At 70.2% G+C, this 26,389-nt stretch carries 24 protein-coding genes; 15 read left to right on the top strand and 9 right to left on the bottom strand.

Going from position 1 to position 26,389, the window contains the following annotated elements; translation table 11 throughout:
• Nucleotides 1–435: 435 nt before the first annotated feature.
• From QMK24_RS35770 to QMK24_RS35760, 3 genes are read right to left on the bottom strand one after another with little or no spacing between them, the layout of a single operon-like run.
• Nucleotides 436–1,488, bottom strand: a complete 1,053-nt coding sequence (locus tag QMK24_RS35770; RefSeq protein ID WP_283471038.1) for a TniB family NTP-binding protein — start codon at nucleotides 1,486–1,488, stop codon at nucleotides 436–438.
• Nucleotides 1,482–3,563, bottom strand: a complete 2,082-nt coding sequence (locus QMK24_RS35765; RefSeq protein ID WP_283471037.1) for a TnsB C-terminal domain-containing protein — start codon at nucleotides 3,561–3,563, stop codon at nucleotides 1,482–1,484. The genes QMK24_RS35770 and QMK24_RS35765 overlap by 7 nt, the downstream gene beginning before the upstream one ends.
• Nucleotides 3,529–4,233, bottom strand: a complete 705-nt coding sequence (locus QMK24_RS35760; RefSeq protein ID WP_349307921.1) for a TnsA-like heteromeric transposase endonuclease subunit — start codon at nucleotides 4,231–4,233, stop codon at nucleotides 3,529–3,531. Before QMK24_RS35760 ends, QMK24_RS35765 begins: the two co-directional genes overlap by 35 nt.
• A gap of 349 nt (nucleotides 4,234–4,582) precedes the next feature.
• On the opposite strand from QMK24_RS35760, the gene QMK24_RS35755 reads away from it, so the two are divergent.
• From QMK24_RS35755 to QMK24_RS35745, 3 genes are all read left to right on the top strand, one after another.
• Entirely contained in the window at nucleotides 4,583–4,975 is a 393-nt protein-coding gene (locus tag QMK24_RS35755) for a helix-turn-helix domain-containing protein (RefSeq protein ID WP_283471035.1), read from the top strand.
• A 76-nt stretch (nucleotides 4,976–5,051) separates the two neighbouring features.
• Nucleotides 5,052–5,618: a hypothetical protein gene (locus QMK24_RS35750; RefSeq protein ID WP_283471034.1), complete on the top strand. Its 567-nt coding sequence runs from the start codon at nucleotides 5,052–5,054 to the stop codon at nucleotides 5,616–5,618.
• Between the two features lie 117 nt (nucleotides 5,619–5,735).
• Entirely contained in the window at nucleotides 5,736–6,080 is a 345-nt protein-coding gene (locus QMK24_RS35745; RefSeq protein WP_283471041.1) for a DUF2516 family protein, read from the top strand.
• A 27-nt stretch (nucleotides 6,081–6,107) separates the two neighbouring features.
• Here the strand turns inward: QMK24_RS35745 and QMK24_RS35740 are convergent, their stop codons facing one another.
• From QMK24_RS35740 to QMK24_RS35730, 3 genes are all read right to left on the bottom strand, one after another.
• Nucleotides 6,108–7,343, bottom strand: a complete 1,236-nt coding sequence (locus QMK24_RS35740) for a PP2C family protein-serine/threonine phosphatase (protein WP_283471033.1) — start codon at nucleotides 7,341–7,343, stop codon at nucleotides 6,108–6,110.
• A gap of 211 nt (nucleotides 7,344–7,554) precedes the next feature.
• The gene (locus QMK24_RS35735; protein ID WP_283471031.1) at nucleotides 7,555–8,634 is read right to left on the bottom strand and encodes a C40 family peptidase; all 1,080 of its coding nucleotides are present in this window, start codon (nucleotides 8,632–8,634) and stop codon (nucleotides 7,555–7,557) included.
• A 126-nt stretch (nucleotides 8,635–8,760) separates the two neighbouring features.
• Nucleotides 8,761–9,555 (bottom strand): class I SAM-dependent methyltransferase, encoded by a 795-nt coding sequence (locus QMK24_RS35730; RefSeq protein ID WP_283471030.1) that lies wholly within the window; start codon nucleotides 9,553–9,555, stop codon nucleotides 8,761–8,763.
• 297 nt (nucleotides 9,556–9,852) lie between these two features.
• Between QMK24_RS35730 and mshA the strand changes: the two genes are divergently transcribed.
• From mshA to QMK24_RS35715, 3 genes are all read left to right on the top strand, one after another.
• Nucleotides 9,853–11,205, top strand: coding sequence for a D-inositol-3-phosphate glycosyltransferase (gene mshA, locus QMK24_RS35725; protein ID WP_283471029.1), 1,353 nt, complete (start codon nucleotides 9,853–9,855; stop codon nucleotides 11,203–11,205).
• A complete protein-coding gene (locus tag QMK24_RS35720) occupies nucleotides 11,198–11,764 on the top strand; it encodes a type III secretion system chaperone family protein (protein ID WP_283471027.1) in 567 nt (188 codons plus the stop codon). Before mshA ends, QMK24_RS35720 begins: the two co-directional genes overlap by 8 nt.
• A 244-nt stretch (nucleotides 11,765–12,008) precedes the next feature.
• Nucleotides 12,009–13,730 (top strand): glycosyl hydrolase family 28-related protein, encoded by a 1,722-nt coding sequence (locus QMK24_RS35715; RefSeq protein WP_283471026.1) that lies wholly within the window; start codon nucleotides 12,009–12,011, stop codon nucleotides 13,728–13,730.
• Here QMK24_RS35715 and QMK24_RS35710 read toward each other — a convergent pair.
• Nucleotides 13,727–14,983 carry an MDR family MFS transporter gene (locus QMK24_RS35710; RefSeq protein ID WP_283471040.1) on the bottom strand — a complete coding sequence of 419 codons (1,257 nt, stop codon included), beginning with the start codon at nucleotides 14,981–14,983 and terminating at the stop codon, nucleotides 13,727–13,729. The two genes, QMK24_RS35715 and QMK24_RS35710, sit on opposite strands and share 4 nt — an antisense overlap.
• Nucleotides 14,984–15,110: 127 nt before the next feature.
• On the opposite strand from QMK24_RS35710, the gene QMK24_RS35705 reads away from it, so the two are divergent.
• Entirely contained in the window at nucleotides 15,111–15,869 is a 759-nt protein-coding gene (locus tag QMK24_RS35705) for a phosphoglyceromutase (RefSeq protein WP_283471025.1), read from the top strand.
• Nucleotides 15,870–16,277: 408 nt separating this feature from the next.
• On the opposite strand, the gene phoU is transcribed toward QMK24_RS35705, so the two are convergent.
• Nucleotides 16,278–16,958 carry a phosphate signaling complex protein PhoU gene (gene phoU, locus QMK24_RS35700; protein WP_283471024.1) on the bottom strand — a complete coding sequence of 227 codons (681 nt, stop codon included), beginning with the start codon at nucleotides 16,956–16,958 and terminating at the stop codon, nucleotides 16,278–16,280.
• Nucleotides 16,959–17,140: 182 nt separating this feature from the next.
• Here phoU and phoR point away from each other — a divergent pair, with 182 nt between their 5' ends.
• Both phoR and phoP read left to right on the top strand, forming a co-directional pair.
• Nucleotides 17,141–18,421: a two-component system sensor histidine kinase PhoR gene (gene phoR / locus QMK24_RS35695; RefSeq protein ID WP_283471023.1), complete on the top strand. Its 1,281-nt coding sequence runs from the start codon at nucleotides 17,141–17,143 to the stop codon at nucleotides 18,419–18,421.
• Nucleotides 18,418–19,098: a two-component system response regulator PhoP gene (gene phoP, locus QMK24_RS35690; RefSeq protein WP_283471022.1), complete on the top strand. Its 681-nt coding sequence runs from the start codon at nucleotides 18,418–18,420 to the stop codon at nucleotides 19,096–19,098. Before phoR ends, phoP begins: the two co-directional genes overlap by 4 nt.
• Before the next feature lie 179 nt (nucleotides 19,099–19,277).
• On the opposite strand, the gene QMK24_RS35685 is transcribed toward phoP, so the two are convergent.
• Nucleotides 19,278–19,928 (bottom strand): DUF461 domain-containing protein, encoded by a 651-nt coding sequence (locus tag QMK24_RS35685; RefSeq protein ID WP_283471021.1) that lies wholly within the window; start codon nucleotides 19,926–19,928, stop codon nucleotides 19,278–19,280.
• Nucleotides 19,929–20,437: 509 nt separating this feature from the next.
• Here QMK24_RS35685 and QMK24_RS35680 point away from each other — a divergent pair.
• The 6 genes from QMK24_RS35680 to QMK24_RS35655 all read left to right on the top strand — a co-directional run.
• Nucleotides 20,438–20,920, top strand: coding sequence for a CarD family transcriptional regulator (locus tag QMK24_RS35680; protein WP_033174074.1), 483 nt, complete (start codon nucleotides 20,438–20,440; stop codon nucleotides 20,918–20,920).
• Between the two features lie 199 nt (nucleotides 20,921–21,119).
• Nucleotides 21,120–21,833: a 2-C-methyl-D-erythritol 4-phosphate cytidylyltransferase gene (gene ispD / locus QMK24_RS35675; RefSeq protein WP_283471039.1), complete on the top strand. Its 714-nt coding sequence runs from the start codon at nucleotides 21,120–21,122 to the stop codon at nucleotides 21,831–21,833.
• Nucleotides 21,823–22,341 carry a 2-C-methyl-D-erythritol 2,4-cyclodiphosphate synthase gene (ispF, locus tag QMK24_RS35670; RefSeq protein ID WP_283471020.1) on the top strand — a complete coding sequence of 173 codons (519 nt, stop codon included), beginning with the start codon at nucleotides 21,823–21,825 and terminating at the stop codon, nucleotides 22,339–22,341. The genes ispD and ispF overlap by 11 nt, the downstream gene beginning before the upstream one ends.
• Nucleotides 22,342–22,500: 159 nt before the next feature.
• Nucleotides 22,501–23,895 (top strand): cysteine--tRNA ligase, encoded by a 1,395-nt coding sequence (gene cysS, locus QMK24_RS35665; protein WP_283471019.1) that lies wholly within the window; start codon nucleotides 22,501–22,503, stop codon nucleotides 23,893–23,895.
• A gap of 86 nt (nucleotides 23,896–23,981) precedes the next feature.
• Entirely contained in the window at nucleotides 23,982–24,944 is a 963-nt protein-coding gene (gene rlmB / locus QMK24_RS35660) for a 23S rRNA (guanosine(2251)-2'-O)-methyltransferase RlmB (protein ID WP_283471018.1), read from the top strand.
• Nucleotides 24,945–25,247: 303 nt separating this feature from the next.
• On the top strand, nucleotides 25,248–26,389 hold a 1,142-nt coding region (locus tag QMK24_RS35655; protein WP_283471017.1), incomplete at its 3' end, for a DoxX family membrane protein.

Genomic DNA, 26,389 nt, shown 5'->3' with positions numbered 1-26,389 from the left:
CGCCATCAACGGCCCCAGCTACCGGCTCAAGAACCGACTCGCCGCCATCGAACGCGACACCGACGCAGCCTGACACCTGAGCACGTTCAGCTGTACTTGGCTGAGCACTTCAACGAGTACGCGGACAGCGGGCAGCGCACCGGCGGCAGGCCCATCGGGGAGCCAGGCCGAGGGGTCCCTGCTGGACTTCCCATCGCTGCTGGTCCAGTTGGGGCATCGCGCGCATGACAGCGGTGCGGGAGTGCCCGCTGAGGGTGCTGAGCTGCGCGACGCGGTCCAGGCGCGACTTGAGCCAGAGGGATGGGCGGTCCAGCCGATGCGGAGGCACCTGGTTGGCTGCCGCGAGTCGGTTCAGGAACGATGCCTCCGTCTCGTTCGGGAAGAGCTTGGGAGGCTGCGGGAGTGGCCGGAAGAGCGTCAACTCAAAGGATGGGCTCATCCGGCTGCCCTGCGTGACTGTGCGCCCGGTTGGGCTGCGGATTCGCTGTTGTGGTCGATGCGGGTGGTTTGGATGGCGGTGTGGGTGATGCGTTCGCTGCCGTCGAGAATCGCCGAGATGGCGGCTGCCCGGATCAGGTGGGACAGACTTCCGATCATGCCGCCGGTGCGCTGGTGTAGGTACTTTGACAGTTTCACCAGGGTCCCCGGCTCGTGGCGGTGCAGCCGAAGGGTGCCCTCGATCGTGGACACCAGTGACCGCCACTCGGTGTTGAGGGGGAACGGCCCGGTGCGGACCAGGGTGCACCGGCCGGCCATCTGGCTGCCGCGGATCCCGGTGAACAAGCCCGACTGCTCGACGTTGATCCCGGCGTAGACGAACGTGGCGGGCAGGTGCTCGGTGAAGTATTTCAGGTGGTCAGAGAGGTCTTCGCCTGCTGTGGTGGCGTGATTCATCAGGTGAATCTCGTCGACGAGCACCAGTTCCGTGCGGGCCTCGATCATCACTTGACAGACTGCGCTGGTGACGTCAGTTGCGTTGTGGCGGGGGGTGATGACGGGCAGGCCGAGGAACCGGGCGAACTCCATGGCGAGTTTGCGCGGGGAGCCTTTCGGCGGGGCCGTGAGGTAGACGACCGGGATGCGGTTGCTGCCGGGATAGCGCTGCCGGATCCGCAGTTCGTGGAGCCGGCCGAGCTGCTTGAGCGCGGTGGTTTTGCCGGTGGTCCACTCGCCGGAGACGATCAATCCGCGGCGGGCGCCGTGCTCGCGCTGGTTGAGCAGGGTCAGCAGCCTCCCTTGGTGTGCGATCTCTTTGACTGCGGAGGTGCGTATGACCTGAAGTTCGGAGTGGTAGGCGATGCGGGGCTCGTTATAGGCGTCACGCAGGGCCGGTGCCAGGGACTGCCATTGCTGCTCGGGCAGCAGGTCGAAGGCGGCTGGGTCGGTATCGATGAACCGGCGCCAGCCTTCCAGCCGGGTCGATGGTTCGGTGCGGTCTTCTGGTAGGTCGCCGGTGTCCTCTGGTTCTGGCTCGGGTGTGTTCACCACCACTTCTCGGCCTCCTTGCGTGCGTCGAAGATCTCCAGCGGGACGACCTTGGCGAGCTCTTCCTCACCGCCGGCCGTGGCAGCGGGCTGCGGCTCCGGGTCGGGTTCGGGGGCCGGTCGGGGCCAGGTGGGGGCCGAGGTCGCCCTGGTGCGGGCGGCGACCTTACGGTCCCTGCGGCCGCGGCGCGACGGCTTGGGTGCCTTCGCGGGCTCGGGGCCATCGGTGGCCCGGTCCAGCAGTGCGACGGCGGCTTGGGCGATCTCTTCCTCGGTCACCGAGTCCGCTCCGCGCTCGGCCAGGATGCGGCGGGCGTGGTCCCAGGCCAGCTCGCCCATCGGCATCGGGGCGGTGCGAAGGTGCCGCCAGATCGCGGTGATCCATCCGCCCTGTCTGTGGTTGCGGACCCAGACACGGGAGATGTCGTAGGGGTCGTAGTGGACCTCCCAGCCCCGCCCGTCCGGGCCCGCGCGGGACGGCTGACGGCGGAACGGGTCCAACTCCGCGCTGTCATAGGTGCGGTGATTGATACGGACGCCGTAGGAATTGATCGTGCGCCGGTGCCGGGGCAGCAACTCGATGTACTCCTCGGCGGTGAGCGCGATCGGGACGTGCCCGGCGGCCGCGACCAGGGCGGCGTACTTCTCGTTCGGGCTCATCGCCTTCCCCGGCATCAGCGGGTCCCGCAGCCCGTCATGCGGGCGGTTCTGCCAGATGACGATCCACTCCTGCAGCAGCTCCTGGAGCTGATGGACGCTCCAGACTGCCTCTCCAGCCGGATCGGCGCCGCGGTGCTCGGTGCTGCGTCCCTTGTGGCCGGGGAGGTACTGGGTGAACATCGTGGCCACCGAGCCCAGAGTTTTTTCGATGTGCGGCTTGTCCGTAGGGGTGTCCGGGTGGCAGGGCTGGAACGAGATGCCCAATGCCTGGCAGGCCGAGCGGAATGTGTCGGAGATGTAGGCCTTGCCCCGGTCGCAGACGATCGTCTCCGGCGTAATGACCGGGACAGCCGCGGCCTTGGCCAGCCGCTCGTCGAGAGCCAAGAGCGAGGTATGGGGCAGCACCGAACGGGACATCCTCAGCGCGTCCGCCCAGCCCGGCCGCATCGGCTCCGGCGTCATCGCCCGCGCCAGCAGCAGTGCGGCATCCACCGCCTTCGTCGACGGCCGCAGCACCGCCGCCGCCAGGGTCCTGGTCGCGATATCCACGATGCCGGTCAGCTCCACCGTGTCCACCGTGCCGTCATCGTGAACGACCAGCACATCCAGCGGAGTCGAGTCGATCTCCATCACCTCACCCGGACGGGCCGCGGTGAGCTGGCCGAACATGCCGTCCGGCTGCTTGGCCAGCGACCGGCGGGTGCGGGCCGAACCCAGGGTGTGCCGCCCGGACGTGACCGCCGCCAGCAGGCGGTAGAACGACGTCCGCGACGGCACTGGCACCACACCCGGCCCGTGCTCGGCGTCCAGCACGCGTTCCATCCGGCGCCGCAGCACCTGCGCGGACACCGTTGACCTGCCCGTCTGCTCGTCCACGACCTTCCGCAGGGCCGCGATCACCCGGGGATCGGCGCGGCCCGTGCCGTCCGAGGCCGCCCGCAGACGGGGATCGACCAGCCCCAGCACACCTCCGCGCTCGAACCGGCCCCGCATCCGCTGGATCAACGCCAGCGACGCGGGATGCCCGGCTGCCGCGAGTTCGTCAGCCTTGGCCAGCTCACGCTGCCGCAGCGACCTCACCGCCGGGTCGTACTCGCCCCGCACCGGCCCATGCGGGTCATCAACCGTGCGCCCGGTAAGCATCTCCACCAGGTGCCGCTGCCACCACTCCGCCCGATCAACCGCTTTGCAGGGAAGCCCCTCCAGCACTCCGGCCGCCGGGACCACCGCCCGCACCGAGGCCGGCGTAACCACCTCGAACCCGTCGAAGGTCAGCAGGTGGGCCAGCATCACCACGCTCGCCGACTGGCTCTCGTCGACAAGCCGGACCGCGGTCCCCTCCAGGGCGGCCACCGTGTGCAGACGGCCGTCGAAACGGACCAGGTCACCCGCTCGCAGCAGCCGCGGACGCAACGGCATGCCCGCCTCCCTCTCGCACCTCGCCGAGCCGGACCCGTGTAGCCGCGGACAGCAGGCCCGCATCGAGATCCACGGTCAGAACCCGGCGCCAGAGCAGATGGAACAGCACCGGCAGCACCGCGATCTGATCACCAACGCTTCGGGCCCCGGCCAGCAACGATGCACCGTCGGCGAACACCTCCACCAGGCGAGCGGCGACCTCAGGACGATGCACCCGCGGGTGCCGGTAGCCGGCCAGCCACCGCACGTTCGCCATCAACACCTCATCCGGCGCCCCCACCCGAGTGAAGCCCCAGCCCACGAGCTCACAGGCCGCCGCGGTCGCCGCGAACTTCATCGCGTCCCGCGGCTCGATCCGGTCATCGGGACGGACATCCACCACCAGGCCCGTCCCATCCGCACGGCGGACGAAGAAGTCCGGCGTATGCCGCACCCGCCTCCCGCCCGGACCCGTCCACGACAGCTGGAAGGGCTGCGAGGCCATGCCTGTCACCAGCGGGTCGAAGTCGAACAGCATCAGATGATCACGCTCCAGCCACGACTCGTAGCCCACATGCCCACCACAGGTCGCCGACCAATACCAACCGCACCAGTTGCCCTGACCACGGAAAGCCGGGAACCGCCGCTCGGGCGGGACGGACTCAAACCGGACCGGCCACAGCCTGCTCAACGGCCCCCGGTGACGGGTGCCCGCCAGATCGGCGTACCCAACCTCGAAGTCCCCCGCCGACTCCGGAACCTCCGCGTGTGCAGTCATCCAAGCCCCCGGTACCACACTGACCAGCCGATCCGACCGTAGAGGCACCCTGATCGCCGTACCTACACAAGACCGGAACACCCCAGAACTTGCCTACAGATGACCGAGACGACACCGCACATGCCTACAGAAGTCCGGGAATGCCTACACATCGCAGGGACAGGTCACCCGGGTGCCGGGTGATGGCTCTCACACGGTGAAAACGAGCCTTTTGCAAGCGATGTGCTTGCAATAGTTAGCACCGATGATGCAGCATCGGGGCATGGCTTCACTGAACGTCGGCAACGTCGGCGAATACCTGCGGGAGCAGCGGCGCAACGCGCAGCTGTCGCTGCGGCAACTCGCCGACGCCGCCGGGGTGTCGAATCCCTATCTCAGCCAGATCGAGCGCGGGCTGCGCAAGCCCAGCGCCGAGATCCTGCAGCAGCTCGCGAAGGCGCTGCGGATCTCCGCCGAGACCCTGTACGTCCAGGCCGGGATGCTCGAGGAGCGCGACCGGGACGAGCTGGAGGTCCACGCGGCCATCCTGGCGGATCCGACGATCAATGAGCGGCAGAAGCAGGTGCTGATCCAGATCTACGAGTCGTTCCGCAAGGAGAACGCCGTGGTGGAGGAACCTGTGCCAGCGGACCCGGTGAAGCCGAAGACCGCATAGCCGGCGCGCATGGCAGCGCGCACTGCACACCGTACGCACGACCTACGCGCCACCAACCCCGTCCGGGAGGACCCTCATGGCGATCACCGATGACATTGTGAAGACGCTCAAGGACCCGACTCCGCTCTACGCGGTGGCCGGTACCGCGGACCTCGCCGCAGAGAAGCTGCAGCGGGTGCCCGCGCTGATCGAGAAGATCCGCGCCGAGGCCCCTGAGCGCTTCGAGAAGATCCGCAGCACCGACGCGAAGGTGCTGCAGGAGCGCGTCACCGCGCAGGCCAAGGATGCCCAGACCAAGGTGCAGACGAAGGTGACCGAGGCCTTCGGCACCGTCGAGCTGGACCTGAAGAAGATCGGCGAGACCGTCCAGGACTTCGCGCTCCAGGGTGTCGGCCGGGCCGCCGAGGCCGCGGTGCGCGTCCAGGAGACCTACGGCACGCTGGCCGAGCGCGGCAAGGGCGCCGTGGCGACCTGGCGCGGCGACGTGGCCGAGGAGATCGAGGAGATCGCCGTGGCGGTCGAGCCCGACCCGGAGCCGGCCGCCGCGGACTCCTCCGAGGACGCTTCCGCGCCCGCACCGGCGAAGAAGACCACGGCGAAGCGGGCCACCACGAAGAAGCCGGCGGCCAAGTCGGCCGAGTAACGGTCACTTCTCAGAACACTGGGCCGGGCACGCACCGCGTGCCCGGCCCGTTGTTCCAGTAGGACCGGTACGGTGGCGTCGACAGTTCTCGGGCAGACGGACAAGGCGGTGGACGGCGTGTTGATCACAGGGTTCTTCGGGGTGCTGGCCCTGTTGTCATGGGGGCTGTTCCTCTTCGCGCTCTTCGCGTTCATCGACGCCGCGATTCGGCGCGAGGACGCCTACCGCGCGGCCGACAAGAAGACCAAGCCGTTCTGGCTGATCATTCTCGGTCTGGCCGCGGTGGTGATGAAGTTCTTCTCGATCTTCTCGTTCCTGCCGGTCATCGGGCTGATCGCGGTGATCGTCTACATGGTCGACGTCCGGCCCGCCGTGAAGCAGGTTTCCGGTGGTGGTGGCCGCGGTGGCCGGCGCGGTGGCGGCAGCAGCAGCGACGGACCGTACGGGCCGTACAACCGCTAGGCCGCCGGGACGCCGGACCGCCGGACGCTAGACCCCGCGGTCGAGGAGCACGACGGCCACGTCGTCCGTCAGCTCCCCGCCGTTCAGCTCGCGCGCCTCGGTGACGGCCGCGTCGAGGAGTTCCTCGCCGCGCAGCCCCCCGGCCCGCTGGCGGCTGATCATCGCGACCATCCCGTCCTGGCCGAGCCGCTGGGTGCCCTGGCCGATCCGGCCCTCGATCAGCCCGTCGGTGTAGAGCATCATGCTCCAGGACGCGCCCAGTGCGACGTCGATCCGGCCCCACGCGGCCTGCGGCAGCAGCCCGAGCGCCGGGCCGCCCGCCTCGTACGGCAGCAGCCGCGGCACGCCGTCGGACCCGGTCAGCAGCGGGGCCGGGTGCCCGGCCAGATACAGGGCGGCGGAAGCGCCGTCCGGTGCGATGTCCAGTGTGCAGAGCGTCGCGAAGATCTCGTCGTCGGACCGCTCGTTCTCCAGCACCTTCTGCAGGGTGCTCAGCAGGAGGTCGCCGCTCAGCCCGGCGAACGTCAACGCCCGCCAGGCGATGCGCAGTTCGACGCCGAGGGCGGCCGCGTCCGGGCCGTGCCCGCAGACGTCGCCGATCATCGCGTGCACGGTGCCGTCCGGGGTGCGGACGGTGTCGTAGAAGTCGCCGCCGAGCAGCGCGCGGCTGCGGCCCGGCCGGTATCTGGCCGCGAAACGCAGGTCCGCGCCCTCCAGCAGGGGCGTGGGGAGCAGGCCGCGTTCCAGCCGGGAGTTCTCCTGGGCGAGCAGCCGGGTCTCGGTGAGCTGCCGCTGCGCGACGTCGGCGCGCTTGCGCTCCACGGCGTAGCGGATCGCCCGGGTCAGATGGGTGCCGTCGAGTTCATCGCGGGAGAGATGGTCCTGCGCCCCGATCCGTACCGCTTCACCGGCCTCACCCACCTCACCGGCACCATCGCCGGTCAGCACGAGGACAGCGGTGGCCGGCGCGAGGCACAGCAGCCGGCGCAGGCTCTCCAGACCGTCCTCGGCGAGCACCAGCAGCACGCAGTGGACGTCGTCGGTGAGTAGCCGCTCGGCCTCGGTGAGATTGCGTGCCCGCCGGATGCGCACCCGGTTCCCGCCGCCGTCGAGCAGCTCGGGCGCGGTGAAGGTCCCCGTCGGGTCGTCGCCGATGACCAGCAGTGTCAGTGCCGGGGCGGCGGGATCCTGCCGCTGCCGGGGCACGGGCAGGACGGCGGAGCCGTCCGCCTCACCGGCGCGCGGTACCCCTGTTGTGGTCATCGGACAGTTCCTTCCCTCCCCCCGAGGGCCATTGACTGGCGACCCTAGCGGCAGCGCACGGGGTGGCGGGAGGCCACGAGGTAAACCGCCTGTGTCATATGCGGCGGTCAGAAGGGGATTTCAGCTCCGTTGGGAGGATCCGGGCATGACATACATCACCCGCCTGCGTGGATCATTCACAACACCTGCAACAACCGATCATCGGGTTCCGTCATCCCGGGCGGACCACCCCGAGGATCCGCATGGATCCGGCCCCGGCCATGGTGACGTTCCTCCCGGGCCGCGGGGCGTGCACGATCGCGCCGTCCCCGATGTACATCGCCACATGGCTGGCGTCGTCGAAGTAGATGATCAGGTCCCCGGGCCGCATCCGGTCGACCGGCACGTGCGGCAGCTGCCGCCACTGTTCCTGCGATGTCCGCGGGATGCTCCGGCCCGCCGCGGCCCAGGCCTGCTGGGTCAGCCCCGAGCAGTCGTACGAGGACGGCCCGTCCGCGCCCCACACGTACGGCTTCCCGATCTGTGCCGCCGCGAACGCCACCGCCCGCCGGCCCTCGGCGCTCGCGTCGCCCGCCGTCTTCGGCAACTGCGCCAGGTTCTTGGCCGCTTCGCTCCGCGTCCACGTCAACTGCGCCTGGTACGCGGTCTCGTCCTCCAGCCGCTGCAGCCGGGCGCGCTCCTGCTCCTTCAAAGAGGCCAGCAGGGTCTTCGCCCGGGCGAGCCGGGTCTCGACCTCCCGCTTGGCATCCGCCGACTTCCGCCGGGTCTCGACCAGGGCCTCCCACTCGGCGGTGGCCGCGTTCGCGTAGCCGTCCAGCGCGGCCTTCGTGGACTTCAGATCGCGGATCGTGTCATTCGCGGCGCGCGCTCCCCGCTCGGCCAGGCTCGCGTCGTTCAGAAACGTCTCGGGGTCGGAGGACAGTGCGAGCCGCAGCTCGTCCGTCATCCCGCCACTGCGGTACTGCGCCCGCGCCATCGCCCCGGCCTGGTCCTTCAGCGAGCTGAGCCGCGTCTGGGCGCCGTCCAGCGAGATGGCGAGCGCGACGAGGTTCTGCTGCTGCGTGAGCACCTTCTCCTCCGCCGCGTTGAACGACTCGGTGGCGACTTCCGCCTGGTGGTAGAGGGTGTTCACCTCGGCCTGCACCTGCGCGAGGGTCTTCGGCCGCTCGGCATGCGCCGCCCTCGCTGCCGCGGGTTCGGCGTGCGCCGTGGTGGGCGCCGCCAGCGTCGCTGCCACGCAGAGAACGGCCGTGCAGGCGACGGCCGCGCTGCGCGATGGTCCGGCCGCCATCGTCACCACCCACTTCGTATCTGACGGATCGTCATATGGATGGGGATGGTGACATGGGCTGCCGCAATGCGACAGGGGCAGAAGCGAATTGGGGGCTACTTGGGGGCTACGCCTCGCGCGGCGCGGTTACGCCTCGCGCGGCGCCAGCGCTTCCCAGCGCACCGTGATCTCGCCCTGCCGCCAGCGGGCCGGGCCGTCGGTGATCGGCCAGCCCGCCTCGGCCAGCGACCGCACACTGCGGATCCACCGCTGCCGCGCCCCCAGCGACGCGAACGGCGCCGCCGTCGCCCACGCCCGGTCGAACTCCGACAGAAACGCGTGCACCGGCTCACCCGGCACGTTCCGGTGGATCAGCGCCTTCGGCAGCCGCTCCGCCAGATCGGACGGCCGGTCCAGCGATCCCAGCCGCGTCGCGAACGTCACCGTGCGCGGGCCCTCGGGCCCGATCGCCACCCACACATGGCGGCGGCCGATCTCGTCGCAGGTCCCCTCCACCAGCAGCCCGCCGGGCGCCAGCCGGGACCGCAGCCGGTCCCAGACGGCCGTCACCTCGCCCTCCTCGTACTGCCGCAACACGTTCGCGGCCCGGATCAGCACCGGGCGGCGGCCGCCGGGCAGCGGGACTTCGAACCCGCCATGCGCGAACGTCAGCCCCTCCCGCCGGTACGGCTCCGCCGCGGTGACCCGGGCCGGGTCGATCTCCAGCCCCACCACCTCGGCGGTGGGGCGCACCGTACGCAGCCGCCCCAGCAGCTCGACCGCCGTCCACGGGGCCGCCCCGTACCCCAGATCGACCGCCACCGGGTCCGCCGCACGCCGCAGCTCGGCTCCGAGCGCGACCGCGATCCACCGGTCCATCCGGCGCAGCCGGTTCGGGTTCGTGGTTCCCCGGGTGATCGTCCCGATGGGTCGCGCAGCCATGCCTTGACCCTAAGCGGTGTGCTGTCTGCGGGGGGTTTGTGGGGCCGGGGTCCGGCAGCTCCGGGGGAGGGGTCCGAAATCGTATATTTACGGGCCTGGCGGCCCACAAATAGTCGATTTCGAACCGCCGCCCCGGAGGGCCCGGCCCCCGAACCCCGCACCGGCCCGCACAAACCCGGCTGCACATCCACCCAGCCCGCCGCAAGCGATTAGTTACGGTTCGGCAAAACGGAAATGGGAAGGGCTGGTTCCGGCGTTCCACCGTTGAACGGACTCGTCCGGCCGAAGGAGAGCGGCGTGACCCAGCACATGGCACGGCTCGGTGCCCTGCGCGGCTACGCGCAGTCGCGCCGCCTGCGCTGGCCCGCGCAGCATCGCGGCACGCCCCGGCGGATCGCGATGCTGAGCGTGCACACGTCGCCGCTGGATCAGCCCGGTACGGGCGACGCCGGCGGTATGAACGTCTACATCGTGGAGCTGGCGAAGCGGCTGGCCGAGATCAACATCGAGGTCGAGATCTTCACCCGCGCCACGACCGGCGCGCTGCCGCCCTCCGTGGAGCTGGCGCCCGGCGTGCTGGTGCGGCATGTCGACGCGGGCCCGTACGAGGGGCTGGCCAAGGAGGAGCTGCCGGCGCAGCTGTGTGCGTTCACCCACGGTGTGATGCAGGCGGAGGCCGGCCACAGGGCCGGGTACTACGACCTGGTGCACTCGCACTACTGGCTGTCGGGCCACGTCGGCTGGCTGGCGGCCGAGCGCTGGGGCGTTCCGCTCGTCCACGCCATGCACACCATGGCGAAGGTCAAGAACGCCGCGCTCGCCGAGGACGACACCCCCGAGCCGGCCGCCCGCGTCATCGGTGAGACGCAGATCGTGGCGGCCGCCGACCGGCTGATCGCGAACACCGACGAGGAGGCGGACGAGCTGGTCCGCCACTACGACGCGGAGCCCGCCAAGGTGGCCGTCGTCCATCCGGGCGTCAACCTCGACCGGTTCCTTCCCGCCGACGGCCGTGCCGCCGCCCGGAGCAGGCTCGGGCTGCCGCAGGACGCCGTGATCCCGTTGTTCGCGGGCCGCATCCAGCCGCTCAAGGCCCCTGACGTGCTGCTCCGCGCCGTAGCGGTCCTCCTGGACGAGGATCCGTCGCTGCGTGAGCGGCTGGTCGTGCCGGTGGTCGGCGGCCCCAGCGGCAGTGGTCTCAGCAAGCCGGAACGTCTGCACAAGCTGGCCGCGCGGCTCGGCGTCAGCGATGTCGTACGGTTCCAGCCGCCGGTCGACCAGCAGCGGCTCGCGGACTGGTACCGGGCCGCGACGGTGCTGGTGATGCCCTCGTACAGCGAGTCCTTCGGGCTGGTCGCGATCGAGGCGCAGGCCTGCGGCACGCCGGTGGTAGCGGCGGCGGTCGGCGGGCTGGCGGTGGCGGTCAGGGACGGCGAGACCGGCTTCCTGGTCCCCGGCCACGACCCGGTCGACTACGCACGGGCGCTGCGCCGCTTCATCGACCAGCCGCATTTGGGCGAGGAGCTGGGGGAGGCGGCCGCCCGGCACGCGCAGGCGTTCGGCTGGGGGAGGGCGGCCGGCTCCACGGCCGACGTCTACTCGGCCGCGGTGCACGAGCACCGCCGTCACCTACGATCGGCTCATGGCTGAGCACGGGCAGGCAGCAGGAGCGGCGCAAGGGACAGAGCGGGCGGAGGAGCCGGAGCAGGCGGCTCGCGACACCGTCGAGCAGGCGCTGAAGGATGCCGAGCTGGAGTGGGAGAGCCCGGAGCCCGGCACGTATGTCGCCAAGCTCCCCGGCACCCGCAAGCTGTCCACCACGTGTTCGCTGATCGTGGGCAAGCACACGCTCTCGCTCAACGCCTTCGTCGTGCGCCGCCCCGATGAGAACCACGAGGCGGTCTACCGCTGGCTGCTGGAGCGCAACCTCCGGCTGTACGGAGTGAGTTACGCGATCGACCGGCTCGGCGACGTCTACCTCGCCGGCCGTATCCCGCTGGCGGCCGTCACCGCGGACGAGGTCGACCGGCTGCTCGGTGCGGTTCTGGAGAACGCGGACGGCTCGTTCAACACGCTCCTCGAACTCGGTTTCGCCGCCTCGATCCGCAAGGAGTACGCCTGGCGCGTCTCGCGCGGCGAGTCCACGCGCAACCTGGAGGCGTTCGCCCATCTGACCGGAGCGGACAAACCGGCAGCCTCGGACGACTGACCGGCGGCCGGCCCTCCCCGGTCCCGCCGAGGCGCCGCGCCGACGATCCTCACCATCACCGCCGAACCGCGCCCGAGCAGCGGATACGTCATGTCCGGCTCGCAGCATCCGGCTGGTGCGGCGGCCGCCGTCGCACTTATCCCGGTCCAATCCCGGTCCAACCCCTTCCCCGCCGCCCGCAGGGCATGGCACCCTCATGCCGTCGCACATCTGAATGGTGTTCAGATACATGAAAGGTGGGGTTATGACGGTCAGTCGCAGAAGACTGCTCACGGGAGCAATCCAGACCACCGCGGCGGCGGTGACCGCCACCGCGCTCGGCGGCCGGACCGCCTTCGCGGACGCACCGCCCCCAGGAGTCCACCCGGCGGACGCACCGCTCCCAGGAGCCCACCCACCGGTCCCATCTCCCTTCCTCTGGGCGGAGTTCAAGGCCGCGCCCTACACCCACCCGCAGATCCCGAACGTCGCCCGCTCCGGCTACAACGGCGGCGAGCGGACCTTCCCCCGGCGTCCCGTACGCGCCAACGTCCTCCACTACGGCGCCAGGCCGGACGGCTCGGCGGATGCCGCGCCCGCCATCAACCGGGCCATCGCCGACGTCGGCGAGCGCGGTGGGGGCACGGTCCTGCTGCCCAGCGGCACCTATCGGATCGACGACGTCATCCAGCTCGGCTACAGCAATGTCACCCTGCGGGGTGAGGGCAGCGGTACCACCAAGCTCTTCGCGACGCGCTCGCTCACCGACGTGATCGGCGTCTATGGCAGCCGCTACGGCGGCACCAAGTCCGCCTGGTCCTGGGCCGGAGGTCTGGTCTGGGTCTGCCCGCGTGAGCGATACCGCACCCTCACCGACGCGATCAAGGCCAAGGCCTGGCCCTTCGAGGGCTGGACCGGCAACGAGCGCGACGAATGGCAGACCCTCGCCACCATCACGGCGGTGGCGAAGCAGGGCGACTTCACCGTCACCGTAGACAACGCCTCCGCACTGCGCCGCGGCGACCGGGTGCTCCTGCGGCTCGCGGACGACGTCGCGCACAGCCTGCTCGACCACATGGCGGGCGACGTGGACGGCACGGCCGGCTACGACTGGTCCGACAAGACCAAGGTGCTGTCGTACGTCCCCTACGAGTGGCCGGCCCGCGTCACCGCCGTACGCGGCCACCGCGTCACCCTCGACCGGCCGCTGCCGCTGGACACCCGGCCGGGCTGGGCCCCGAAGCTGACGACACTCATCGACCCCGTGATCAACTCCGGCGTCGAGGGCCTCACGATCGAGATGGTGGAGACCCCCCAGTCCCAGCACCTCCTCGACAAGGGCTACAACGGCCTCGCCCTGCAGTGCGCCTGGGACTGCTGGGCCGACGATGTGCATGTCGTCAATGTCGACAACGGCTTCCTGCTCGTCGCCGCCAAGGGCTCCACCCTCCGCCGTACCCGCGTCTCCGGGCGCGGCAGCCATCACCCCTACTGCTGCCGCGAGGGCTCCCACGACAACCTGATCGAGGACTTCGCCATCGACCAGCGCACCGTCATCCCGGCCCCGGCGGGCACCCAGCTGCACGGCATCAACGTCGAGGGCCTGTCCAGCTACAACGTCTGGTCGCGCGGGCGGATGGACATGGGGACGTTCGACACCCACCGCGGTCTGCCGTTCGCGAACGTCCGCACCGAGATCACCGTCTTCAACGACGGCTCCCACGGCGGCGAAGCCAGCGCCGGGCCGCTCTACGGTGCCCGTTTCACCCACTGGAACGTCATCGTCACCAACGGCCGTGCGGGCTGCGTCAAGATCGACGACATCGCCCCGTACAGCGCCACGGTCGGCATCTCCGAGGTCACTCCGTTCGGCCAGATCGACGTCCCCGACTTCACCGGACCGCTCCATTCCCGCCTGGAGTCCTACGGCACCCCCGCCGTCACCCCGCCGAACCTCTACGAGGCCCAGCGCCACATCTGCGGCTAGCCCTGCCTCCCCGCTCGCCGGACGGGCTGCTCCTCCGCCCGTCCGGCGAGCGGGGACGAACCGGCCGCCGGCACCGGCGTGGGGGCGCTCCGCGTCCGGAGCAGCGTCCCGTAGCCGACGGCGGCGATGGTGCCGACGACGGCGCAGGAGCCCCACGCCACCCCGCTGCCCCAGTGGTCGAGGGCGAAGCCGCCGGCCAGCGGGCCGACGAACGAGGCCGCTGACCAGGAGAGCGAGAACATGCCCTGGTAGCGCCCGCGGGCCTGTGCGGGGGAGAGCTCGGCGACGGCCGACATGGACGCCGGGGCGTGCATGATCTCGCCGAGCGTCCACACCGTGACCGTGAGGGCGTAGAAGCCGACCGATCCGGCGAAGGCGGTGAGGCCGAAGCCCCAGCCCATCAGGAGGGTGCCGGCGGCGAGCAGTCCCGCCTGGCTCCGTCCGCGCATCATCCGGGTCACGGGAATCTGCAGCAGCACGATGATCAGCCCGTTGAGCCCGATGACGAGCCCGTACTCCTTGGCGCTGTAGCCGGACTGCCCCATGTCGACGGAGAGCGTGGTCGACCCCTGCTGGGTGACGGTGCCGAGCAGGAACGTCAGACCGACGAGGGACATGAAACGGCGGTCGCGCAGCACGTCCGTGAGACCGGTGCCCGTTCCGTCGTTCTTTTCGGTTTCCCGGGCGCTGTCGGTAGACGGCAGCGTCTCGGGGACCTTGGCGTAGATGACGAGCGCGCACATCACCGTCATGAACGCGCTGCCGAGGAACAGCCAGACATAGCCCTCGGCGGCGATCAGCCCGGCCGCCGCAGACGAGACGCCGAAGCCGATGTTGATCGCCCAGTAGTTGAGTGAGAAGGCCCGCACCCGGTCCTCGGCCGGCACCAGGTCGGCCATCATCGCCTGCAGCGCCGGCCGCGACGCATTGCTGGTCATGCCCACCACGCACGCCACCGCCGCGATGGTGAAGGCGCTGTCGGTGAAGCCGAGCGCGGCCGTCGCGACGGCCGCGCCGAGCTGGGCGATGAGCATCGTCGTACGCCGCCCGATGCGGTCAGCCAGCACCCCGCCGCCGACGGCGCCGAACGATCCGCCGAGCCCGTAGAGCGCGGCGACCAGACCGGCGTACGAGGCGGAGAAACCGCGCTCCACCGTCAGGTACAGAGCCAGGAACGTCACCACGAACGCGCCCAGCCGGTTGATCAGTGTGCTGGTCCACAGCCACCAGAAAGCCCTCGGCAACCCGGACACGGTCTCGCGCACGGCTTGTCGTACATCCGGCACTGCGGCCCCCCCCACAGGTAATGGTCTCTATCGTCCCGTGCAGCTTACTGAGACGGGGAGGGTGGCGCCAGAAGATTTCCATTAGGCTCGGCCCATGGCTGCTGCTCCTTACAAGCTGATCCTCCTCCGCCACGGCGAGAGCGAATGGAACGCGAAGAACCTGTTCACCGGCTGGGTGGACGTCAATCTGAACGAGAAGGGTGAGAAGGAGGCGGTCAGGGGCGGCGAGCTGCTCAAGGATGCCGGCCTGCTCCCCGACGTCGTCCACACCTCGCTGCAGAAGCGTGCGATCCGCACCGCGCAGCTCTCCCTCGAAGCCGCGGACCGCCACTGGATCCCGGTGCACCGCTCCTGGCGGCTGAACGAGCGCCACTACGGTGCGCTCCAGGGCAAGGACAAGGCGCAGACTCTCGCGGAGTTCGGCGAGGAGCAGTTCATGCTCTGGCGCCGTTCCTACGACACCCCGCCGCCGGCCCTCGAGGACGGCACGGAGTTCTCGCAGAGCGCCGACCCGCGCTACGCCTCGATCCCGAGCGAGATCCGTCCCCGCACCGAGTGCCTCAAGGACGTCGTCGACCGCATGCTGCCGTACTGGTACGACGGCATCGTGCCCGACCTCCTGGCCGGCCGCACCGTCCTGGTCGCCGCACACGGCAACAGCCTGCGCGGTCTGGTCAAGCACCTCGACGGCATCTCCGACGCCGACATCTCCGGCCTGAACATCCCGACCGGCATCCCGCTCGCCTACGAGCTCGACGCCGACTTCCGCCCCCTCAAGCCGGGCGGCACCTACCTCGACCCGGACGCCGCGAAGGCCGCCATCGAGGCCGTCAAGAACCAGGGCAAGAGGTAGTCGGCGCCGAGAAGTAGTCGGCGCCGAGAATTCATCTGTGTGAAGAACGTAACGTCACGAAGAAGTAGCGAAGCAGCGAAGGGCCCCACCCGGATCCGGGTGGGGCCCTTCGTCCCGCACTGGGTGGCACGCGGTGCTCAGGAGGTGCAGCCGCCGCACTGGCAGGCGCCGCCGGACTGGCATCCGCACTGGCAGCTCGGTCCGCAGCCGCACGCTCCGAGCAGGGGCAGCTGCACCCGCACGAGCTGCGGGGAACGGTCAAGGGACGGCTGGTCCCGGATGGACGGCGGCGTGGGGGAATCCGGCATGAGTACCCTCCTCGGCTGGCTTACCGCACCAGTGAACGCCGCCCGGCATGGGCGCATCAACGGCGCGCGGAGGCACTCGCCCGGCGCGAGGAGGGACCCGTCAGGCTCCCTCGACCTGCGTGGCCGGCGGCGACAGCTCGTCGGCGTGCTCGCCGGTGACCAGGTAGACCACGCGCTTGGCGACCGATACGGCGTGGTCGGCGAACCGCTCGTAGTAGCGACCGCACAGCGTCACGTCGACCGCCGTCTCGATGCCGTGCTTCCAGCGGTCGTCCAGCAGGTGCTGGAAGAGCGTGCGGTGCAGTTCGTCCATCCGGTCGTCGTCCGCTTCGAGCTGCAGCGCGTCGTCGACGTCCTTGGTGACGATGACCTCGGCGGCCTTGGCCATCAGGCGCTGCGCAAGCTGGCCCATCTCCAGGATGGTGCTGTGCAGGTCGCGCGGTACCGCCGACTCGGGGAACCGGAGCCGGGCGACCTTCGCGATGTGTCGGGCGAGGTCGCCGGACCGCTCGATGTCCGCACTCATCCGCAGGCTGGTGACGACGATCCGCAGGTCGGTGGCGACCGGCTGCTGGCGTGCCAGCAGGTTGATGGCCCGCGCCTCCAGCTCGCGCTGCAGGTCGTCGACCTTCTCGTCGGCCGCGATCACGCTTTCGGCGATCTTCAGATCCGCGTCGAGCAACGCGGTGGTGGCCCGGCCGATGGCGGACCCGACGAGCCGGGCCATCTCGACCAGCCCTTCACCGATCGAGTCGAGCTCCTCGTGGTATGCGTCTCGCATCGCTGTCCTTCCGTCCAAACAGAGGCTTCTCCTCCACGCTCCCACGCTGATGGGCGTACGCGTACCGTTCGAGCATCCCGAGTGAATCAGCGCCTACGTCAAGGTGAACTCTTGGCAACGGGCGTTCGAGAGGTAGCTCTCAAGGCTGTGGGGTACCCCTTTTGGCCGCCTAACCTGGGGGTATGGACGTGAACGCGGCGCTTGCCGCAGCCAGTGCGATAGCCGGTCTGTGTACCGGAGTGATCGCTGTGCTCGCGTTCCGCTGGAGCGAGCGGGAACAAGCCCGCCCCACCCGCACGGCCCTGCGACCCGATGGCACCGGCGTGCTGCCGCCCGGAGTGGACACCGTCCTCTCCGTACTGCGTTCCTCGGCGGTCGTCCTCGACGAGGGCGACATGGTGGTCAAGGCCAGTTCGGCGGCGTACGCCCTCGGACTGGTCCGCGGCGGCCGCCTGGCCGTCGACCAGATGTTGCAGATGGCCCGCGAGACCCGGCGGGACGGCGAGATACGCCAGGTCGAACTGGATCTGCCACGAAGAGGGGCCGGCCGCGGCGAAGGCCTGGCGGTTTCCGCCCGGGTCGCCCCGCTCGGTTCCCGGCTGGTCCTCCTCCTCGTGGAGGACCTGACCGAGGCCCGCAAGATCGAGGCTGTCCGCCGCGACTTCGTCGCGAACGTCAGCCACGAGCTCAAGACCCCGGTCGGCGCGCTGTCACTGCTCTCCGAAGCCGTGATGGACGCTTCCGACGACCCGGAAGCCGTCATCCGCTTCGCAGGGCGGATGCAGATCGAGGCCACCCGCCTCACCAGCCTCGTCCAGGAGATCATCGATCTCTCCCGGGTCCAGAACGACGACCCGCTGGACGACGCGGAACCGGTCGACGTCGACGATCTCGTCGCCGAGGCCATCGACCGCTGCCGCCACCAGGCGAACGCCAAACAGATCACCATGGCCACCGGTGCCGCCCCCGACCTGCACATCTGGGGCAATCGCGGCCAGCTCGCGGCAGCTCTCGGCAACCTCGTCGAGAACGCCGTCAACTACAGCCCGGCCCGCACCCGCGTCGGGATCGCCGGCCGCCGGATCTCCTCTCCGGGCGGCGACCTCATCGAGATCTCGGTGACCGACGCCGGCATCGGCATCTCGGAGAAGGACCGGGACCGGATATTCGAGCGGTTCTACCGCGTCGACCCGGCGCGCTCCCGCGCCACCGGCGGCACCGGGCTCGGCCTGTCCATCGTCAAGCACGTGGCCGCCTCGCACGGCGGGGAAGTCACCGTGTGGAGCGCCGAGGGACAGGGCTCCACCTTCACCCTGCGGCTGCCCGAGGCCGGCAGGGCACACGACCGCGCCCTCCCCGGCGACGGCCCGGACGGCCCGGTGGGCCCCGACGGCTCCGCCGGTGACCAGCAGTTCTACGAGAACTATTCCGATCACATTCCTGCCCCGGAGGTCCTTCCGTGACCCGTGTACTCGTCGTCGAGGACGAAGAGTCCTTCAGCGACGCGCTGTCGTACATGCTCCGCAAGGAGGGCTTCGAGGTCGCCATAGCCGCGACCGGGCCCGACGCGCTGGACGAGTTCGAACGCAACGGCGCCGACCTGGTACTGCTCGACCTCATGCTGCCGGGCCTGCCCGGCACCGAGGTCTGCCGTCAGCTCAGGCTCAAGTCAAATGTCCCGGTCATCATGGTGACCGCCAAGGACAGCGAGATCGACAAGGTCGTCGGCCTGGAGATAGGCGCGGACGACTATGTGACCAAGCCCTTCTCCTCCCGTGAGCTGGTGGCCCGCATCCGGGCCGTCCTGCGCCGCCGCGGCGAGCCCGAGGAGCTGTCACCGGCCGCTCTGGAGGCCGGCCCGGTACGGATGGACATCGACCGTCACGTGGTGACCGTCTCCGGCGGGAAGGTCGACCTCCCGCTCAAGGAGTTCGACCTCCTGGAGATGCTGCTGCGCAACGCGGGCCGCGTCCTGACCCGTATGCAGCTCATCGACCGGGTCTGGGGCGCCGACTACGTGGGCGACACCAAGACCCTCGACGTCCACGTCAAGCGGCTGCGCGCCAAGATCGAGCCGGACCCGGGCGCACCGCGCTACCTGGTCACGGTCCGGGGCCTGGGCTACAAGTTCGAGCCGTAGCCGGGCCGGCGGGCCGCTCCGCGGATCCCGCTTCACCGCAGATGACACCGAGCCCGGCAGCACGCGCTGGCGGGCTCGGCGTCGTACGGGGTCCTTACAAGGTCCTACGGGGCGCCGTACGAGGTCCTCCGGCTCCGTACGGGCTCAGCCCGGCCGTACGAAGCCCGGCGTCAGGGCCGTCAGCTCTTCTTCGTCGCCGAGGCCGTCGGGGTGGCCGTGGCCGTCCCGGTCGGGGTCCCGGTCGGCGTCTGCGTCCCGCCGTTCTGCGGCGTCGCGGCGGGCGTCGGGGTCGCCGTGCCGGTGGGCTTGGCGGTGGGCGACGGGGTGCCGCTGGGGCCGTACTTCTCGTAGTAGCCCGTGGCGGGCAGCACACTCGCCGCGAGGGCGACCTCGCCGGTTTCGCTGAACGTCAGGACGATGCGCTGGAAGTCACCGTCCCTGAACGCCTCATTGCTGCTCGGGATCGTCGCGGCGGGGTTGCCCGTGCCGCCGAGCAGCACCGAGCCGTGGGCCGGGACGGTGACGTTCTGGCCGCCGGCCGCGCCGGACAGGTTCGCCGTCAGGGCGGTGTCGCCGATCTTCAGCGACTGCAGGGTCTGGTCGGCGGCCCCGTTGTTGAAGATGCGGGCCGAGACCGTCGCGGGGCCGGAACCGGCCTTCTGGGTGAGGATCACGACGTTCTGCACCTGGATGTCCCCGACGGCGGTCGCGGCACTGTCGGGGCGGACCTGGTGTGTCTGCGCGTCGTTACCGGCGCCGCAGGCGGCGAGCGGGGCGATCGAGAGCGCGAGGGCGGCGGCGAGGGCACCGCGTCGAAGGCTGCTGCTCACGGCGGCGGCATCTCCTAGACAGGTAGGGAAGATCTTCCAGCGGGCTTACATTACTCAGCCGTCGGCCCGCCTCCGCACCGGGCCGCCCCTCGGCGGGGCGGGCTCACCCGACCGGGGGCCGCGGATTGCATTCCGGCATTCCGCCACGGGATTCCGGCAGGCCGGGCAAGATCCATTTATCGTGCACCGATCGCGCCGCTTCCGCGACTTCACAAAATTGGATCATCGGGCGAACAAGGTCCGAACGGAGTAGCGAAGATCCACTCCCAAGGGAGTGACAAATGGGGATGTACTACCCCTTCCGCTGGCGGGCTGTTGGGTGTAACGGGTGCGTTTCACCCCTGCCGCATACCGGCTCCGACCTGCGAATACCCCTGCTCGGTACTCCCCTCCAGCACGTACCGGTAGGGGTTGTCAAGCCCCGAGATATGCCCTGACCTGCGAAAACGCCATTCAGAAGAGGCCGTTCCCGTGTTACCCTGGATAGCCACGGAAGGGGTACCTGTCACATGACGTTCAAGGTTGGCGACACCGTGGTCTATCCCCATCACGGGGCCGCGCTGATCGAGGCTATCGAAATTCGCCAGATCAAAGGCGTGGACAAGACCTACTTGGTGCTCAAGGTCGCCCAGGGCGACTTGACGGTACGCGTACCCGCGGACAATGCGGAGTTCGTCGGCGTGCGCGACGTGGTCGGTCAGGAGGGACTGGACCGGGTCTTCGAGGTGCTTCGCGCGCCGTACACCGAAGAGCCGACCAACTGGTCCCGGCGCTACAAGGCAAATCTGGAAAAGCTCGCCTCCGGCGATGTCATCAAGGTCGCAGAGGTCGTCCGCGACCTGTGGCGTCGTGAGCGTGAGCGCGGGCTGTCGGCCGGCGAGAAGCGCATGCTCGCCAAGGCGCGGCAGATCCTGGTCAGCGAGCTCGCGCTCGCTGAGAACACCAACGAAGACAAGGCCGAGGCCCTGCTCGACGAGGTCCTCGCGTCCTGACGCGAGTTCTGCCGCGGTACCCGGCTCAGGTCGGGTGCTGCGGCATGCTTGTTTTCTGCTCCAGATCGTGTTTGCTCTGATGTGATGGCTCTCTGAGCCATTCGAGCCCGAACGTGTACAACCCCGCGGACTTCTCACGGAAGGGGTCCGCAGCGTCACACGTTGAGGCGATACCCACCTCGGCCAAGGACACAAACCTCTGAGTACCGCAGCTGTCATCCCCGCCGCCGGACGAGGCGTCCGGCTCGGCCCCGGCACCCCCAAGGCGCTGCGCGCCCTCGGCGGCACCCCGATGCTGGTGCACGCGGTACGGGCCATGACCCGCTCCCGCGCCGTCTCCCTCGTCATCGTGGTCGCCCCGTCGGACGGAGTGGCCGAGGTCAGGGCGATGCTCGACAGCCACGGGCTGGCCGAGGACAAGGACATAAGGATCGTCGCGGGCGGCGACACCCGCCAGGCGTCGGTACGGCTCGGCCTCGCCGCACTCCCCGACGACATCGACATCGTCCTCGTCCATGACGCCGCCCGCCCGCTGGTGCCCGTCGAGATGGTCGACGCGGTCGCCGCCGCCGTACGGGACGGGGCTACGGCCGTCGTCCCCGGCCTGCCGCTGGCCGACACCGTCAAGCAGATCGAACCCGGCACGAACATCGTCACCGGCACGCCCGAGCGCGCCCTGCTGCGCGCCGTGCAGACCCCGCAGGGATTCCGGCGGGACGTCCTGGTGACGGCGCACGAGACCGGGCCCGCCGACGGCGAGGGCGCTACCGACGACGCGGGTATGGTCGAGCGGCTCGGTGTCCAGGTCGTGGTCGTGCCCGGCCACGAAGAGGCCTTCAAGGTGACCAGGCCGCTGGATCTGATCCTCGCCGAGGCCGTACTCGCCCGCCGGAGGGCCACCGATGGCTACTGACGCGATCCGCCTGCCCCTGGTCGGCATCGGCACCGATGTGCACGCCTTCGAGGCGGGCCGCGAGCTGTGGTGCGCGGGCCTGCACTGGCCGGACGCCGGTGACGGCCTGGCCGGGGACTCGGACGCCGACGTCGCCGCGCACGCCGCCTGCGACGCGCTGTTCTCGGCGGCCGGCGTCGGTGACCTCGGCGCCCACTTCGGCACCGGACGGCCCGAGTGGGCCGGCGCGTCCGGTGTGACGCTGCTCGCCGAGGCGGCCCGTATCGTCCGCGAGGCCGGCTTCGAGATCGGCAATGTGGCGATCCAGGTGATCGGCGTCCGCCCGAAGATCGGCAAGCGCCGCGACGAGGCCCAGAAGGTCCTTTCCGACGCGATCGGCGCCCGTGTCTCCGTCTCCGGCACCACCACCGACGGACTCGGCCTCACCGGCCGAGGCGAGGGCCTGGCCGCCATCGCCACCGCACTCGTAATCAAATCAGCCCGGCCAGGGGGCACCTCCCAGCGGTAGCTGGGGGAGTTTGAGGCCACCTTTCTGAGCCCGAGCGGCACTTGAGCGCACGGTATCCAGGCAGGTCCGGACGGAGCCCGGAAGATCGTCCGGGCCGCGGCCCCCCAGAACCCGCGCGGAGCGCACTTTGCACGGCGTTCCGCCCACTACCCTTGTTGCGTGACCATTCGCCTGTACGACACCAGCGCTCGGCAGATCCGTGACTTCACCCCGCTCACGCCGGGCTGTGTCTCGATCTACCTGTGTGGTGCCACCGTGCAGGCCGCCCCGCACATCGGGCATATCCGTTCGGGCCTGAATTTCGACATCATGCAGCGCTGGTTCGCCTACCGCGGCTATGGCGTCACCTTCATCCGGAACGTCACGGACATCGACGACAAGATCATCGCGAAGTCCGCGGAACAGGGCCGCCCCTGGTGGGCGATCGGCTACGAGAACGAGCGGGCCTTCAACTCCGGCTATGACGTGCTCGGCTGCCTGCCGCCCACCTATGAGCCGCGCGCGACCGGCCATGTCCCCGAGATGATCGAGATGATGCGCGAGCTCATCGACCGGGGCCACGCCTACGTCTCCGACGGCAACGTCTACTTCGACGTGCGCTCGTACCCCGGCTATCTGGCGCTGTCCAACCAGGAGCTGGACAACCTCCGGCAGCCCGAGGGTGAGGGCGAGACCGGCAAGCGCGACCAGCGCGACTTCGCGATGTGGAAGTCCGTCAAGCCCGGTGAGCCGTCCTGGGAGACCCCGTGGGGCCGCGGCCGGCCCGGCTGGCACCTGGAGTGCTCCGCGATGGCCCACAAGTACCTGGGCAGCGCCTTCGACATCCACGGCGGCGGCATCGACCTGATCTTCCCGCACCACGAGAACGAGATCGCGCAGGCCAAGGCGATCGGCGACGGGTTCGCCCGGTACTGGGTGCACAACGGCTGGGTCACCATGAGCGGCGAGAAGATGAGCAAGTCGCTCGGCAACTCGGTGCTCGTCTCCGAGATGGTGCAGCGCTGGCGCCCCATCGTGCTGCGCTACTACCTGGGCACCCCGCACTACCGCTCGATGATCGAGTACAGCGAGGAAGCCCTGCGCGAGGCCGAGTCCGCGTTCGCCCGTATCGAAGGCTTCGTCCAGCGGGTCATCGAGAAGTGCGGCCCGGTCGAAGCGGCCGCCGAGGTGCCGCTGTCCTTCGCCGAGGCGATGGACGACGACCTGGGCGTCCCGCAGGCGCTCGCCATCGTCCACACCACCGTCCGGCAGGGCAATTCCGCCCTCACCGCGGACGACAAGGAAACCGCGGTCGCGCGTCTCGCCGAGGTACGTGCGATGCTCGGTGTACTGGGACTGGATCCGCTCGACGAGCAATGGGCCGGCGGCGAGCACGGTGACGACCTGCACGGCGTCGTGGATTCACTCGTCCGGCTGGTGCTCGAGCAGCGGCAGGCGGCCAGGGAGCGTAAGGACTACGCGACCGCTGACGCCATCCGCGACCAGCTCCAGCAGTCGGGGCTGGACATCGAGGACACCGCGTCCGGACCCCGGTGGTCGCTCGGCTCGCGCTGAGCGCGCCACCGTCTCCGCCCCGCCCGCACAGCCCCGCCCCCATATACGTCAGTACATTTTCAGCAGCGAAGAAGTGAGAGTGCCCCATGGCCGGGAACAGCCAGCGCAGGAACCGCCGTACGTCCAACAAGAAGGGCATGAAGGTCGGCACCGGCGGTCACCGGCGTAAGGCTCTGGAGGGCAAGGGCCCGACTCCGCCCGCCTCGGACCGCAAGGGCCACAAGAAGAACCGCGTCGCGAAGGCCGTGGCCAAGCGGACCGGGACCGTGTCCGCCCAGTCGCGCCGCCCGTCCGGACGCGGCGCCAAGGCCAGCTCCGAAATGGTCGTCGGCCGCAACTCGGTCGTCGAGGCGCTGCGCGCCGAGATCCCGGCCACCGCGGTCTACGTGCAGCAGTACATCGACAGCGACGACCGCGTACGCGAGGCGATCAAGCTCGCCGTCGACCGCGGCGTCCCGCTCATGGAGGCCGCGCGCCCCGAGCTGGACCGGATGACCGACGGCCTGAACCACCAGGGCCTCGTGCTGAAGATCCCGCCGTACGAGTACGCGCACCCGGACGACCTGCTGGTCGCCGCCGCCAACAGCCATGAAGCCCCGCTGATCATGGCGCTCGACGGGATCACCGACTCACGGAACCTCGGCGCGGTCGTCCGCTCCATGGCCGCTTTCGCCGGCCACGGCGTGGTCGTCCCGGAGCGCCGCGCGGCGGGTATGACCGCCGGCGCCTGGAAGACCTCCGCGGGCGCGGCCGCCCGTGTCTCGGTCGCCCGCGCGACGAACCTGACGCGGACCCTGGAGTCCTACCAGAAGGCCGGTCTCGTCGTGGTCGGCCTGGCCGCCGACGGCGCGACGGACCTCCATGAACTGGACGCGCTCGCCGGTCCCGTCGTGATCGTCGCCGGTTCCGAGGGCAAGGGCCTGTCCCGCCTCGTCGGCGAGACCTGCGACTACCTGGTGCGTATTCCGATGCCGGGTGGCGCGGAGTCCCTCAACGCCGGCGTCGCCGCCGGCATCGTCCTCTACGAGGCGGCACGCCGCCGCGCGTGACCGGCTGCGCCTGAGCCGGATCGGGTCCTGAGCGGGATGGGTCCTGAGCGGGATGGGTACTGAGCCGCTTCCGGTCCTGAGCCCCAGCCGGTCACGTGACCGGGAACGTGACCGGGGCCGGGGCCGCATCCAAGCCGCGGTGGCCAGGGCCCAACACCGTTGATCTTGACGGGTCTCGGACATCCACCGGGTCGGCGGCAGTGTCCTAATCGTCCGTCACTCGGTTAGTGGAGTGTGGACACCAGAACACCCCGCACTCCTACGGGGGGTGGGACGCCCGGGTTCGACGAGCCTGCTTTGAGCATGCTCAAGGTTCCGAGCGACCCGGCCCAGGTCATCGTCAACCACGCGAGCTTTCGCGTGCGGCTCGGCGCGACGTCGGCCCGTGCCCTGAGCCTCGACGAGACCGCGCGGATCCCCGTCATCAAAAGCTCCGTCCGGCAACGGGCCGCACCAGTGGTGTGGTCCGGCCGCACCGAGCCCGGCGACCCAGCTGCCGGCCGGCTCCTGCAGGCGGTCCGCCATGCGGGCCGCGTGGGCGCGGAATCCGGCTCCGGTCACGCCGGCTCCGGTCACTCCGGCCCCGACTCGCCCACCGGTTCGACGCAACTGCTGCCACGGATCGACGAGGCCGTCGCGCCGGCCGTCGTCGGTCCGCGTATGCCGGAACCCGAACTGCTGCGCGGCGTACGGCCGGCCCGCGGCGCGTTCGACTACGACTACGACTACGACGACCTCGGTGACGGCCACGACAACGGTCACGGCGACGGCCTCGAGGCCGGGCCGGGCGAGAACGGCGAGGCCCGGCGCGGCCGCGCCGGCGAACCGATCCGCCACGCCTGGTACCCCGGGCGCCGGATGAACCTCGGCATCGTCCTGCTTCCGCTGCGCGTCTTCCTCGGCTTCATCTCGGTCTACGCCGGCATGAGCAAGCTCTGCGACCCCGTGTACTTCGACGGCGGCGAGCGCGGCTCGATGGTCAAGTGGCTCTCCTCGCTGCACCCGTGGGCCGCCGCCGCGCCACTGCGCGACCTCGCGCTCCACCACCCCGTCGGCGCCGGACTGACCATCGCCTTCCTGCAGGTCGTCGTCGGCGTGCTCACCATCTGCGGGCTGTGGCAGCGGGTCGCCGCGTCGCTGGCCGCCGCGCTCTCCGTGGCGCTGCTGGTGACGGTGACCTGGCGCACGGTCCCGGTCTACGACGCGCCGGACATCATCTACCTCGCCGCCTGGAGCCCGCTGATCATCGCGGGCGCGCCCGTCTACTCGGTGGACGGCCGTCTCGCGGGCGAGGCATGGCGGCGGCTCGGGCCGCGCGCCGCCCTATGGGACCTGCGCAGGCGGGTGCTGCGCCGCGGCGTGGTGCTGGCCACCGTCCTGGTCGGCCTGGCGCTGCTGTCCGGATCGATGCTGGGCGCCGCCGTACGGTCGGCCAGCACCCACAC

Source organism: Streptomyces sp. PH10-H1, assembly GCF_030063355.1.
In the GTDB taxonomy this organism is placed as follows: domain Bacteria; phylum Actinomycetota; class Actinomycetes; order Streptomycetales; family Streptomycetaceae; genus Actinacidiphila.
This window is presented reverse-complemented; position numbering and strand designations above follow the sequence as displayed.

What these genes read in the sequence shown, in the direction of transcription:
- QMK24_RS35765 (WP_283471037.1), bottom strand. Translation starts at nt 3,563, where the DNA reads ATGCCGTTGCGTCCGCGGCTGCTGCGAGCGGGTGACCTGGTCCGTTTC.
- QMK24_RS35755 (WP_283471035.1), top strand. Translation starts at nt 4,583, where the DNA reads ATGGCTTCACTGAACGTCGGCAACGTCGGCGAATACCTGCGGGAGCAG.
- QMK24_RS35750 (WP_283471034.1), top strand. Translation starts at nt 5,052, where the DNA reads ATGGCGATCACCGATGACATTGTGAAGACGCTCAAGGACCCGACTCCG.
- QMK24_RS35740 (WP_283471033.1), bottom strand. Translation starts at nt 7,343, where the DNA reads ATGACCACAACAGGGGTACCGCGCGCCGGTGAGGCGGACGGCTCCGCC.
- QMK24_RS35735 (WP_283471031.1), bottom strand. Translation starts at nt 8,634, where the DNA reads ATGGCGGCCGGACCATCGCGCAGCGCGGCCGTCGCCTGCACGGCCGTT.
- QMK24_RS35730 (WP_283471030.1), bottom strand. Translation starts at nt 9,555, where the DNA reads ATGGCTGCGCGACCCATCGGGACGATCACCCGGGGAACCACGAACCCG.
- QMK24_RS35720 (WP_283471027.1), top strand. Translation starts at nt 11,198, where the DNA reads ATGGCTGAGCACGGGCAGGCAGCAGGAGCGGCGCAAGGGACAGAGCGG.
- QMK24_RS35715 (WP_283471026.1), top strand. Translation starts at nt 12,009, where the DNA reads ATGACGGTCAGTCGCAGAAGACTGCTCACGGGAGCAATCCAGACCACC.
- QMK24_RS35705 (WP_283471025.1), top strand. Translation starts at nt 15,111, where the DNA reads ATGGCTGCTGCTCCTTACAAGCTGATCCTCCTCCGCCACGGCGAGAGC.
- phoU (WP_283471024.1), bottom strand. Translation starts at nt 16,958, where the DNA reads ATGCGAGACGCATACCACGAGGAGCTCGACTCGATCGGTGAAGGGCTG.
- phoR (WP_283471023.1), top strand. Translation starts at nt 17,141, where the DNA reads ATGGACGTGAACGCGGCGCTTGCCGCAGCCAGTGCGATAGCCGGTCTG.
- QMK24_RS35680 (WP_033174074.1), top strand. Translation starts at nt 20,438, where the DNA reads ATGACGTTCAAGGTTGGCGACACCGTGGTCTATCCCCATCACGGGGCC.
- ispF (WP_283471020.1), top strand. Translation starts at nt 21,823, where the DNA reads ATGGCTACTGACGCGATCCGCCTGCCCCTGGTCGGCATCGGCACCGAT.
- rlmB (WP_283471018.1), top strand. Translation starts at nt 23,982, where the DNA reads ATGGCCGGGAACAGCCAGCGCAGGAACCGCCGTACGTCCAACAAGAAG.